The organism is Enhygromyxa salina (assembly GCF_000737335.2).
GTDB lineage: Bacteria > Myxococcota_A > Polyangia > Nannocystales > Nannocystaceae > Plesiocystis > Plesiocystis salina_C.
Genome location: NZ_JMCC02000062.1, coordinates 46,138 through 57,801 on the forward strand (window position 1 = coordinate 46,138; position 11,664 = coordinate 57,801).

10 protein-coding genes are annotated in these 11,664 nt (G+C 67.4%); 5 read left to right on the forward strand and 5 right to left on the reverse strand.

From position 1 onward, the window contains the following. Positions 1 to 66: 66 nt before the first annotated feature. Entirely contained in the window at positions 67 to 642 is a 576-nt protein-coding gene (locus tag DB30_RS23100; RefSeq protein WP_276204372.1) for a peptidylprolyl isomerase, read from the reverse strand. 64 nt (positions 643 to 706) lie between these two features. Here DB30_RS23100 and serC point away from each other — a divergent pair, with 64 nt between their 5' ends. The 4 genes from serC (at position 707) to DB30_RS23120 (ending at position 5,669) form a co-directional block, all read left to right on the forward strand. Continuing rightward, positions 707 to 1,852 (forward strand): 3-phosphoserine/phosphohydroxythreonine transaminase, encoded by a 1,146-nt coding sequence (gene serC, locus DB30_RS23105; RefSeq protein ID WP_052552625.1) that lies wholly within the window; start codon positions 707 to 709, stop codon positions 1,850 to 1,852. Next, entirely contained in the window at positions 1,849 to 2,559 is a 711-nt protein-coding gene (locus DB30_RS23110) for a suppressor of fused domain protein (RefSeq protein WP_052552627.1), read from the forward strand. The genes serC and DB30_RS23110 overlap by 4 nt, the downstream gene beginning before the upstream one ends. 328 nt (positions 2,560 to 2,887) lie before the next feature. Then, positions 2,888 to 4,270, forward strand: a complete 1,383-nt coding sequence (locus tag DB30_RS23115) for a DUF4215 domain-containing protein (protein ID WP_165703909.1) — start codon at positions 2,888 to 2,890, stop codon at positions 4,268 to 4,270. A 142-nt stretch (positions 4,271 to 4,412) separates the two neighbouring features. Next, complete coding sequence (locus DB30_RS23120) at positions 4,413 to 5,669, forward strand: DUF4215 domain-containing protein (protein ID WP_276204373.1); 1,257 nt, start codon at positions 4,413 to 4,415, stop codon at positions 5,667 to 5,669. Positions 5,670 to 5,741: 72 nt separating this feature from the next. Here DB30_RS23120 and DB30_RS23125 read toward each other — a convergent pair whose 3' ends face one another. The 3 genes from DB30_RS23125 to DB30_RS23135 all read right to left on the reverse strand — a co-directional run bounded on the left by DB30_RS23125 (position 5,742) and on the right by DB30_RS23135 (position 9,276). Next, the gene (locus tag DB30_RS23125; protein WP_052552633.1) at positions 5,742 to 6,224 is read right to left on the reverse strand and encodes a methylated-DNA--[protein]-cysteine S-methyltransferase; all 483 of its coding nucleotides are present in this window, start codon (positions 6,222 to 6,224) and stop codon (positions 5,742 to 5,744) included. Then, on the reverse strand, positions 6,221 to 7,678 hold the full coding sequence (locus DB30_RS23130; RefSeq protein ID WP_165703910.1) for an AlkA N-terminal domain-containing protein: 1,458 nt from the start codon (positions 7,676 to 7,678) through the stop codon (positions 6,221 to 6,223). Before DB30_RS23130 ends, DB30_RS23125 begins: the two co-directional genes overlap by 4 nt. A gap of 413 nt (positions 7,679 to 8,091) precedes the next feature. Then, positions 8,092 to 9,276 carry a hypothetical protein gene (locus DB30_RS23135; protein WP_205633044.1) on the reverse strand — a complete coding sequence of 395 codons (1,185 nt, stop codon included), beginning with the start codon at positions 9,274 to 9,276 and terminating at the stop codon, positions 8,092 to 8,094. A gap of 79 nt (positions 9,277 to 9,355) precedes the next feature. Here DB30_RS23135 and ftsW point away from each other — a divergent pair, with 79 nt between their 5' ends. Next, positions 9,356 to 10,639, forward strand: a complete 1,284-nt coding sequence (ftsW, locus tag DB30_RS23145; protein ID WP_146660224.1) for a putative lipid II flippase FtsW — start codon at positions 9,356 to 9,358, stop codon at positions 10,637 to 10,639. A gap of 29 nt (positions 10,640 to 10,668) precedes the next feature. On the opposite strand, the gene DB30_RS23150 is transcribed toward ftsW, so the two are convergent. Beyond that, on the reverse strand, positions 10,669 to 11,625 hold the full coding sequence (locus DB30_RS23150; RefSeq protein WP_052552636.1) for an RpnC/YadD family protein: 957 nt from the start codon (positions 11,623 to 11,625) through the stop codon (positions 10,669 to 10,671). Positions 11,626 to 11,664: the final 39 nt, after the last annotated feature.

The window sequence follows — 11,664 nt, forward strand, 5'->3', positions numbered from 1 at the left end:
AACACCCCATTGGGAGCGAGCGAAGCGAGTGACCGCGAAGTGCGAAGGCGGCTGTGGGGGTAATGGTCAGCCCCGGCTCACGTCGATGGTCTCGATGCGGACGTCTTGGATCGGCCGATCCCCCGCCGCCGTCTTGGTCGCGCCGATCGCCTTGACCACCTCGAGCCCCTCGACCACCTCACCAAACACGGTGTGCTTTCCGTCGAGGTGCGGCGTGGGGCCCAAGGTCACGAAGAACTGGCTGCCGTTGCTGCCGCGCCCGCCCCGGCTGCCGGCGTTGGCCATGGACAGGATCCCGGCCTTGGTGTGCTTGGCCTGCGCGCTGCACTCGTCGTCGAAGGTGTACCCGGGGCCGCCGCGGCCGGTGCCGGTTCGGTCACCGCCCTGCAACATGAAGCCGGCGATGACCCGGTGGAAGATGACGCCGTCGTAGTAGCGGCCGCTGCCGGGCGCGCCCGAGACCGGGTCGACCCACTCGCCCTTGCCGGTGGCGAGGCCGACGAAGCTCGACACCGTGTTTGGCGCGAGCTCCTCGAGCAGGGCGACGGTGAAGTTGCCCAAGTTGGTGCGGAACGTGGCCTTCAAGGGGCCTTCGCCGGGGACGAGTTCCTGGACCGGGGGAAAGCTGGTGCGGTGCGACACGGCGGGAGAATCTACCACCGCAGCGGGTCTCGATCTAGGGACACGACCCAGGTACCTTGGGCGCATGGCAGCGTCCCAGATCTTCAACTTCTCTGCTGGACCCGCGATCCTTCCGCCCGAGGTGTTCGAGCGCGCCGCGTCGTCGGTCCTCGAGCTTCGCAGCAACGCGCACGCGGCCGACGGCGAGGGCATTGGTCTGTCGCTCTTGGAGATCTCACATCGCAGCAAAGATTTCGACGCGATCCATACCGGGGCGATCTCGCTGGTTCACGAGGTGCTGGGGATCCCCGAGAGCTGCCAGGTCTTGCTGCTGCAAGGTGGCGCGTCGCTGCAGTTCGGAATGATCCCGCTCAACTTCGCCGCGGCGGGTCGCACGGCCTGCTACGTCGACACTGGCTCGTGGTCAGCCAACGCGATCAAAGAGAGCAAGGTCGTCGCCGAGACGCGCGGGCACGAGACCGCGGTGGTCGCCAGCTCGAAGCCCAGCAAGTACGACCACATCCCCGAGATCCCGACGAGCTTGCCCGAGCAGACCTGCTACCTGCACGTGACCAGCAACAACACGATCTTCGGGACCGAGTACGAGTCGATGCCGGAGGTCGAAGCGCCGCTGATCGTCGACGCCAGCAGCAACATCGGCAGCCGCCCGATGGGCCTCGAGCGCGCGACCTTCGGGTACGCGGGCGCACAAAAAAACCTGGGACCCTCCGGTGTGACCTTGGTCTGGTATCAGCGCGAGTGGGCCGCCGCCCAGCCGCCGCAGGCCGGCGTCCCCATGATCCTTCGCTACAAGACCCACGCCGACAAAGGCGGGCTCTACAACACGCCCAACACCTTTGGCGCGCTGGTCCTCAAGCTCATGCTCGAGTGGGTGCGGGACAACGGCGGGGTCGCGGGCATGGCCGCGCGCAACCAGGCCAAGGCCGACGCGCTCTACGCCCTGCTCGATGGATCTTCGCTGTACAAGCCGCTGGCCAAGCCCGGCTCGCGGTCGCGCATGAACGTGGTCTGGACCCTCGGCGGCGCGCCCGCTGGCGAAGAAGAGGCGATGACCAAGCGCTTCGTCAAGCAGGCGACCGCGGCCGGGTTCTCGGGGCTGCAGGGCCATCGCAGCGTCGGTGGCTGTCGCGCTTCGATCTACAATGCCTTCCCGCTCGCGGGCGTGACCGCGCTGGTCGAGTTCATGCAAGAGTTCGAGCGCAAGGGATGAGCAACCAGCACGACGAAGACGCCAAGATCCCAGCGCCGGGCTGGGACGCGATCGATCGTTGGGTCGGCGCGCGCTTTGGCGGGCAGGTCCCGCATCAATTCACCAGCCACACCGCGTACGAGCTCGAGTCGCCCAACCCGCTGCCAGCCGTGACGGTGTGGGCCACGAGCGCCCCGGCGGGCTGGCTATACGTGACCTACGGGCTCAGCGAGCTGTTCGACAAGAGCTCGAACGACCCCAACGTGTCGGGGTTTGGCTTCGAGCTGAGCCTGCGCCTGCCTGGGTCCGGCGTCTCCACCGACGAGCGTCCACCTGCGTGGCCGCTGCGGTTGTTGCAGAGCATCGGTCACCACGTGCTCTCGACCGGGGGCGGCTTCGACTCGGGGCACGCGATCGATCTTGGGGCCTCGCTGGTCGCACCGGGCAGCGACGGGCCCCAAGACAGCGTTCTCACCGGGCTGATCTGCCTGCCCGATCCGCTGCTGGGCAAGATCAACACTGTGCACGGATCGCTGTTGTTCTTGCGCTTGTTCGGGGTAACGGCGGATGAGCTGAAGGTCCTCGATGATCTCGAGCTTGGCGATCTCGTCGCGTGCATCGCCGAGCTGTCGCCGCTCGCGGTCACGGATCCAGAGCGGGCATCGTTCGCCGAAGACGCTGAGTGCAGCAAGGTGCTCCGCCGCTATTCGCTTGGTATCAGCTTGTAGAGCACCGATCGGGGCTGTCTGCCCCTCTCTGCAGCTGGGCTTGACCACGGTGTGCATATTGCCCCACTGACGCTAAGTGTCACGCGATGTGAGCGCGAATCGGCAATGTCCATCGGCTGTGTTGGGAATGCATCGTGACCACATGGGCACCCGATCGATGCTGGCTAAATTCGCGCGAATGGGGACGGGGTGGTCACACGTGGCCCATCGGGGCCGTCAACTACGATTTGCCTGCGCGCATTCACGCTGGGCGAAATCGCCATACACGACACGAGTTAGTTTTGCCAAAAGGGGGCACGCGCGCATTGGAAGTATGCATACTCGACGCATGGCACGATTCGTCATCCCGCTCTCTCTGCTCTCATCTCTTGTCTTGGTCACTGGTTGCACCGATGACGCCTCGACCGATTCAGCTTCGACCTTCCCGACGACGTCGACGACCGGCGACGGCGACGGCGACGGCGACACGAATGAAACCGGCTCCGCCGAGGGCGACGGCGACGGCGACGGCGATCCGGGGGACGGCGACGGCGACGGCGACGGCGACCCCACCGGTGATGGCGACGGCGACCCGGGCACCTGCGGCGACGGTGTGGTTGGCGGCGACGAAGAGTGCGACGACGGCAACCCCGACGACACCGACGCCTGCACCAGCGCGTGCCTGAACGCTGCCTGCGGCGACGGGCTGGTCTACGGCGGGGTCGAGGAGTGCGACGACGGCAACCCGACCGATGGCGACGCGTGCACCAACGCCTGCACGACCGCTGTGTGTGGGGATGGGATCTTGCAGGAGGGCGTCGAGATGTGTGACGACGGCAACGACGTCGAGGACGACGGCTGCAACAGCATGTGCATGGCCGGCTCGTGTGGCGACGGCATGATCCAGGGCAACGAGGTCTGCGACGACGGCAACGATGACAACAGCGACGACTGTGCCGGCTGTCAGATGGCCAGCTGCGGCGACGGCTACGTGTGGGCGGACAACGAGGAGTGTGACGACGCGAACATGGAGGACACCGACGCGTGCATCAGCTGCGTCGCGGCCACCTGCGGCGATGGCTACATCCAAGACATGGTCGAAGAGTGCGACGACGCGAACATGGACGAGACCGACGACTGCGCGACCTGTTCAATCGCGGTCTGCGGCGATGGCTTTGTCCAAGCCGGGGTCGAGGAGTGCGACGACGGCAACAACGTTGACGACGACGCGTGCGCGAACGACTGCACCTCCACCTTGTACTGGGCCATGGGCGTGCAGACCGACGTACCCCCGGAGACCCTGACCGGCTGGACGGAGTGTTGGAGCGGCCTGTACGGGACCGGCTACCCCAACTTGACCAACAACATCCTTGGCCAGAGCTGCACCGGCGACAAGCTGCTCGAGACCTGCCGCCAAGTTGGCGCGCCCAACTTCGCCGTGCTGGCCATGGGCGATCGCGCGGACGTGTTGTTCGACGTTGGCAACGGCAACGCCGCGAAGCACGAGGCCAACGGGGTCGCGTGGTACTACAGCAACAGCTACTCGATGGGCTTCGCGCAGGGTGGTGACCCCGTCTCCCGCAGCTCCTGCGACACCCAGAACACCAACCCGCAGTTCCGTCTGTGCTGGCACACCGGCGGTGACCAGATCAACGTTGGCTGGCGCTGCGGCGCCCAGACTGGCCTCAATGGCAACAACGGATGGGAGCGGAAGATCTACCAGGCAAACTGAGCCTGTATGAGCAGTGACCATGGCCGCGCCCGCTCGGGTGCGGCCATGGTCGCGATCGCCGTGGAGGCCCTCGCGCGGATCGCCGACGAGCCCAACGCGGGGGTGGGGTCACGCGCACGCAGAAATTCTGCATACTCGGCCCATGACACGGCTCGTGGCCCCGATTGCTCTTTTTCCTGCGCTGGTCTTGACCCTTGGCTGCACCGACGACGCAGGGGCCGACGCCACCACCACCTTCACGATGACCTCGGCGCCCGGCGACGGCGACGGCGACATGTCCGAGACCGCTGGCGACGGCGACGGTGATCCGGCCGGCGATGGCGATGGCGACCCCACCACGGGCGACGGCGACGGCGACCCGGCCTTGTGCGGCGATGGTCTGGTCGAGGGCGACGAGGAGTGCGACGACGGCAACCCCACGAACGGTGACGCGTGCACCAACGCCTGCACTGCGGCCGTGTGTGGTGACGGGATCGTCCACGAGGGCGTCGAGATGTGCGACGACGGCAACGACGTCAACGACGACGGCTGCACCAACATGTGCATGTCTGGCACCTGCGGCGACGGCATGCTCCAAGGTGACGAGGAGTGCGACGACGGCAACGACGACCACACCGACGACTGCGCTGCGTGTAGGGTGCCGATCTGTGGCGACGGCTACATCTGGGCCGGCAACGAGCAGTGCGACGACGGCAACGGGGACGACACCGACGACTGCATCGCCTGCCTCTCGGCCACGTGTGGCGACGGCTACGTTCACGCGCTGCTCGAAGAGTGCGACGACGGCAACTTCGAGAACACCGACGACTGCGCCACCTGCTTCAACGCGGTCTGCGGCGATGGACACGTCCACGCCGGGGTCGAGGAGTGCGACGACGGCAACGAGGTCGACGACGACGGGTGCGCGAACGACTGCACCGCCAGTCTCTACTGGGCGGTGGGCGTGCAGACCAACGTCTCGGCCCAGGCCCTCACCGGCTGGACCGAGTGCTGGAGCGGGCTCTACGGGACCCCGTCCCCGAACTTGAGCAACACGATCCTGAGCCAGAACTGCACCGGCTCGAAGCTGCTCGAGGCCTGCCGCCAGGTCGGCTCGCCGACCTACGCGGTGCTCGCCATGGGTGACCGCGCCGACGTGCTGTTTCCGACCGGCAACGGGGTCAACGCCACGCATCAAGGCAACGGCGTGGCGTGGTACTACAGCAACAGCCACTCGATGGGCTTCGCGCAGGGGGGCAACAGCGTCGACCGCAACTCCTGCGACGTTGACAACGTCAATCCACAGTTTCGGATGTGCTGGCACACGGGCGGCGACGCGATCACCAGCGGCTATCGGTGTGGCGGTACCTTTCTCAACGGCAACAATGGCTGGGAGCGGAAAATTTTCCACGCGCCGTAGGCACGGGGACCCCCACAGCCGCTCTTGCACGACGCAGGTCACTCGCTTCGCTCGCTCCCGGATGGGGCACGCTCAGCGGTGGGCGCGTTCGTGCGCGAGCAGCCAACGCTTGCGCTCGAGCCCGCCCGCGTAGCCCGTGAGCGCGCCGTTGGTGCCGACCACGCGGTGGCAGGGCAACACCAGCGACAGCGGGTTGCGGGCGTTCGCGGCTCCCACGGCACGGGCTGAGCGAGGTCGACCGATCGCGCTCGCAAGCTGACCGTAGCTGCGGGTGCCGGCGAACTCGATGTCCGCGAGGGCCGCCCAGACCAAGCGCTGGAACTCGGTCCCGCGCGGCTCGAGCGGGATCGTGAACGCTCGCCTGGTCCCGCTGAAGTACTCGCGCAGCTCGGCGACCGCGAGATCGAGCACCGGGTGTTCGTCTGCTTCGGGGTAGTTGGGCGGCGACGCGGCGCGGTGATCGGGAAAGTACACGCCGACCAACCCACGCGACGAGGCGACCAAGCGCAGGCGATCGATCGGCGTGGTGACAAGACGTTGATGGAGGTCGCTCATGCTCGTTCCTGTTCGTTCGTCCACAGTTGCATGACCGCGTAGGCCCGCCACGGTCGCCAGGTTCGTGCCGCGTGTTCGCAGGCGCGGCTGGTCGTCACGCCCAGCGCGCGACGCAGCACCAAGTCTCCAGCTGGCAGCGCGTCGGGCCACCGCAGCGCTCGCATCGCGATGTACTGCGCAGTCCAGGGGCCGACGCCAGGCAGCGCCAGCAGCTGCGCTTGCACGAGCTCGGGATCGCCTTCGAGGGTGAGCTCGTTGGATGTCAGCGCGCGCGCGAGGGTGCAGAGCGTGGCCGCGCGCGCGCCCGTCAGCCCGATCGCGCGCAGCTGCTCGGGCTCGATCTGCGCGAGGGTGGGCGCGTCTGGGAACACGCGCTCGAGCCCCGCGGGTCCATCCTCGAGCGCGGCACCGAAGCGCGCGGCGAGCCGCTGCGCGAGCGTGGTTGCCGCCGCGACGCTGACCTGCTGCCCGAGCACGGCCCGGACCGCGATCTCGAAGCGATCGAACGCGCCGGGGACCCGCAGGCCCGGGTGCCGAGCCAGCAGCGGCGCGAGCTTGGGGTCGCGGCCAAGCTGCTCGCGGATCACCTGTGGCTCGGCGTCGAGATCGAACAGCGCGCGCAGGGCCGCGACGATCTGCAGTGGACGCTTGGTCAGGGACAGGGACAGCGTCACGTGCAGGCGTGGGCGATCGGGCTGGGGATCGTGGCGCAGCTCGAGCCACCCCGCGCTCGCGTCACCGGCCGGGCCAACGGTTCGCCGATAGCAGCCACCGTCGACCTGCTCGACCCCTGGGATCGCGCGCGCAGCCAGAAACCCCAGCAGCGCGTCCCAGTCGAGGGGCGGTCGGTAGTCCAGGCGCAGCGTCAGGCTGCCGCCGTCGTCGCGGCGGCGCTGCGTTCGACCCGAGCGCAGCGCGGAAGGGGACACCCCAAATTGCTCGCGCACGCACGCGTTGAACCGCCGCACGCTCGAGAACCCGGCCGCGAACGCGATCTCGGCGCACGAGAGCGCGCTGTCGTGCAGCAGCCGCTTGGCCATCCCCAGCCGCCGCGTGCGGGCCAACTCGATCGGCGAGACCCCAAGCTCGGCCTCGATCGCGCGTCGCAAGTGCCGAGCCGAGACCCCCAGCGCCAGCGCCAAGTCATCGACGCTGTGCTGATCGAGGTAGCCACGCTGGATCCGAACGCTGGCCTCGGTGACCAAGCGCGACAGCGCGTCGACCCGCGCGTGACCCGGCGCGAGCTCCGGCCGACAGCGCAGGCAGGCCCGAAACCCCGCGCGCTCAGCCGCCGCTGGATGTGCGTAGAACGTGCAGCGCCGCTCCGCGGGCGTGCGGGCCGGACAGATCGGTCGACAGTAGATGCCAGTGCTGTGCACCCCCACGAAGAACACCCCGTCAAAGCGGGCGTCCCGTGCCTTCAGGGCGCGGTAGCAGTGGTCGCGGTCGAGCATCACACGCTGGGTGTAGCGCGTTGCGCCCTCGCAGTCTGGCCGTTTTCGGACCTGGGCGTACAAACGGTCCCGGGCGAAGGCCCCGAAGCGACCCGAGCCCCCTCTCAGGGGGCCACACATACGACCGCGAACAACCGGCCCCGAGGAGCGAAGCGACCAGACGCAAAGCGGCTGCAGTCGGCGCAGTCTAAGGTCTCTGTGGGGGTCTATAGAAGACCAGACGCGCTCGCGGCTGCAGTCGGCGAAGGGCCAGTACACGTCCGCCGAAGCGACCCGAGCCCCCTCCAAGGGGGCCACACATACGACCGCGAACAAACGGCCCCGAGGAGCGAAGCGACCAGACGCGCCAGCGGCTGCAGTCGGCGCATGTCCAGGTCTATGTGGGGGACATAAAGATCACGGGGTCATAAAGATCACGGGGTTCCGAGTGGGGTTCGCTCGCAGTCTTGCTGGCCCCAATCGAGCAGCGGCCCGTGGTCGATCACGTCGAAGTCGATCGGCCGCAGCGCCACGAGATCCTGCGGTGCGAGCAGGTCGGCCCACTTGTTCGTGGAGTAGCGATCGCTCTGTCCGGTCAGCGCGATCTGACCGCCGTCGGCGAGGAACATGCCGTACTTTTGCAGCGCCCGCGCGACCACGCGGGCGGCCTCGTTGGGCAGGTTCTCGAGCGGATAGTCGGCGCGCAGGCGCAGGTGCACGCCGTAGGGCGGCGCCTCGACGGGGCCCGAGGTCGCGTAGGTGCTGTGGGTCGCGGGCGGCGAGTAGATGAGGTCGCGGATGTTGGCGTTGGGCAAGATGAAGCGGATCGCGTGGTCGATCGATCCGCTCGCGACTTCGTCGGCGGTGAACAGCAAGGGCGCGATCGGAAACCCAGCCGCGTCGGCGCTGGTGCAGCCCTGCCCGCGGCCGTCGTCGCCGTAGACCTTGGTCATGTCCCAGACCGCGAGGCAGCCGCCGTAGAAGGTGCCGTCGACGATGTTGGCGCGCCACATCTCGTACAGCAGGTTCTCGTCGCGGGCCGCGACGATCAGGTGGCAGTCGCCGTCGTTGGTGCACTCGTAGCCGGACTCGCCCTCGATCGCGCCGACGGCAGGGACCGGGACGTCGACCCAGTCGCAGTCGGGTGTGTAGAAGGCGTCGGTCGCCTCGAAGCTCATGCGCGGCGTGTTGGCGTCGGCCTCGAGCACCTCGATCGAGAAGTCGATCTGGAACTTGTCGCCGTTGCCCCACCCGGCCTGCTCGAGCCAGGCGGTGACCGTGTCGGAGTCGGCCGTGGTGGGGGCGTTGGTGACGTCTTCGCACCACACGGCGCCGGCCGGGAAGTAGCCGGCGCAGTCACCGGGATCTCCGTCGCCGTCGCCGGTTGGGCCGGTGTCGCCGTCGCCGTCGCCGGTTGGGCCGGTGGGACCGGTGTCGCCGTCGCCATCACCGGTTGGGCCGGTGTCGCCGTCGCCGTCGCCGGTTGGGCCGGTGTCGCCGTCGCCGTCGCCGGTCGTGTCAGCGTCGCCGATGTCCCCGCTGCTGTCGCCCTTGCAGCCCGAGGTCACGGTAAGCGCGGCGAGAATGGTCCACGTGCATGTCGATAGACGCAGGTGCATGCCGCCACGATAGCGCGGCCACGCCCCCCGCTTGGCAGTTTTTTTGGAGTCTCGCCCGGGCCGTGCTTGGCTCGCCATCGTGTCGGAGACCGTCAACGTGGCAGCCGAGCCCCAGCAGGCCCCCGCGACCGAGGTGAGTTCGCCTCGGCGCCGAAGGGCGGGCGCGGACCAGGCCATGGATCCGTGGCTGTTCTTCGCGGCCTTGGCCCTTGGCTGCGTCGGGCTCGTCATGGTCTACAGCTCCAGCGCGTGGCTGGGCAGCAGGACCTCGGGCTCGTGGGAGTACTTCTTGCGTCGGCAGGCGGTGTTCTTTGCGATGGGCGTGGGCGTGATGTTGACGGTCAGCCGCGTCGACTACCGGCTGCTGCGTCGGTTCGCGCCGCAGCTGATGGCCTTCGCCGCCGGCTTGCTGGTGCTGGTCCTGTTCATCTCCGAGGACATCAACGGCGCGCGCCGCTGGATCGACTTGGGTCCGGTCCACATGCAGCCGTCGGAGATCGCGAAGATCGCGCTGGCCGTGTTCTTGGCCGCGACCTTGGCTCGCCGAGGTGAGCAGATCCGCAGCTTCAAGACCGGGTTCTTGCCGCCGATGATCGCGGCCTGCGGGACCATGGCGTTGGTGCTGATGGAGAAGGACCTGGGCACGACCGTGTTGCTGGGCAGCGTCAGCTTGATCCTGCTGTATGTGGCCGGGACCCGCGCGAGCTGGGTGCTCGCCGCGATCATGGTCGCCGCGCCGCTGGCGTGGTCGCAGATCGTCAACGTTGGTTATCGGCGTGAACGGGTCGAGAGCTTCTTGTCGGGCGACGACTACCAAGTCGAGCAGGGGCTGATCGCGATTGGATCCGGCGGCCCGTTTGGCCTGGGCCTTGGCAACGGGCGCCAGAAGCTGGGCTTCCTGCCGGAGAACCATACGGACTTCATCCTCGCCACGATCGGCGAGGAGCTTGGGCTCATCGGGATCTTCACGGTTATCGGGCTGTTCGCGCTGTTGGTCTGGCGGGGTCTGGTGATCGCTCGCCAGGCCCATGATCGGTTTGGGACCTACCTGGCGATCGGGCTGTCTGCGCTGTTTGGGTTGCAGGCCCTGATCAACATGGCGGTCGTGCTCTCGGTGATGCCGGCCAAGGGGATCACGCTGCCGTTCGTGAGCTACGGTGGCTCGAGCTTGTTGGTGTCGATGGCGTCGATCGGTGTGCTGTTGTCGATCTCGCGCCGGCCCGAGCCGTGGGGGATCAGCGACATGCGTGGGCGTCGGAGCGAGCGGGCTGACAAGCCTGCCAGGCGGCTGCGCAAGCGGGTGAGTGGGCCGAAGATCGATCCCCGCGGGGCGCGGGCGAATCTTCGCAAGCAGCCCGGCTGAGGCTGGCGATCGCCACAAGCGGTCGAGTGTCAGACGAAGATGCTCGCGGTCTCGCTTGCCTGCTTGGCGCGGGCAGCCCAGCGCTCGAGCAGATCTGGATCGCTGCACTCTCGGATCTTGGCCCCGGTCGCCGCGTCGATCGGGAGCTCACGCAGCTCGAGGATCGTGAACAAGAGCTCCGCGAGAACCTCGAGCTTGCCCTCGAGCTTGCCCTCGAGCTTGCCTTCGAGCTTGCCTTCGAGCTTGCCCTCGAGCTTCCCGCGGTCCAACCCGTCGTGGTACGCGATGCTGTTGTATTCGAGTTCGGTCAGTTTGTGCTGTTCTTCCATGTTCATCCCTTCCTTCATCTGGTCCGCCTCGTGCTTGGGGACGGCGCTCAGGATGATCGCAGCGTAGCGCCAGCGGCGTTCATCCGCGAGCTCCAGCGCCATCTCAAAGGCAATTCGCGCGCTCCCGTAGTCACCGTTGATCGCGTGGATCACCGCCGAGAGCACCGCCCACGCCGGGCGTAATCGGGCTTCCTCGATATCGCTGATCCGCGGCATGTTTTCGTGGTCGAGAACCAGCAAACCTTCACGGATCGGAATCTCGAGCCGCCCAAGCCCTCGTGACCAACGCGCCACAGCTTTCGACAGTGGAACCACGAGCACCGCAGTATTTCGGCGCAGCCGCTCGGCGAGCAGGGCCCAATAGACCCACAACCGCCACCGCTTAACGGAGTTGATCTCTTTTTGAACCTCGACGATCACCGCGATCCCAGCCCGCCGATATTCTGGGCGCTGAAGCTCGGCGGAGAGGGCGACATCCATGCGAATCTCCCCCGTGTCGCCGACCACGGGCAGGTAGCGATCGAGCTCGCCCTTGCGATCCGTGTATTGTGTGAGTTCAGGCAACTCGATGCCAAACACCGAGCGCAGGAGATCGAACGCGAGGGCCGAGTCATCACAGAACAGCGAGACCACGCCTTGGTGGAGTGTGCTTGGCATCGTGACGCACCACCAAGGCAAGCGACGTGCCACGCCGAT

What these genes read in the sequence shown, in the direction of transcription:
- serC (WP_052552625.1), top strand. Translation starts at nt 707, where the DNA reads ATGGCAGCGTCCCAGATCTTCAACTTCTCTGCTGGACCCGCGATCCTT.
- DB30_RS23110 (WP_052552627.1), top strand. Translation starts at nt 1,849, where the DNA reads ATGAGCAACCAGCACGACGAAGACGCCAAGATCCCAGCGCCGGGCTGG.
- DB30_RS23115 (WP_165703909.1), top strand. Translation starts at nt 2,888, where the DNA reads ATGGCACGATTCGTCATCCCGCTCTCTCTGCTCTCATCTCTTGTCTTG.
- DB30_RS23120 (WP_276204373.1), top strand. Translation starts at nt 4,413, where the DNA reads ATGACACGGCTCGTGGCCCCGATTGCTCTTTTTCCTGCGCTGGTCTTG.
- DB30_RS23125 (WP_052552633.1), bottom strand. Translation starts at nt 6,224, where the DNA reads ATGAGCGACCTCCATCAACGTCTTGTCACCACGCCGATCGATCGCCTG.
- DB30_RS23130 (WP_165703910.1), bottom strand. Translation starts at nt 7,678, where the DNA reads ATGCTCGACCGCGACCACTGCTACCGCGCCCTGAAGGCACGGGACGCC.
- DB30_RS23135 (WP_205633044.1), bottom strand. Translation starts at nt 9,276, where the DNA reads ATGCACCTGCGTCTATCGACATGCACGTGGACCATTCTCGCCGCGCTT.
- DB30_RS23150 (WP_052552636.1), bottom strand. Translation starts at nt 11,625, where the DNA reads ATGCCAAGCACACTCCACCAAGGCGTGGTCTCGCTGTTCTGTGATGAC.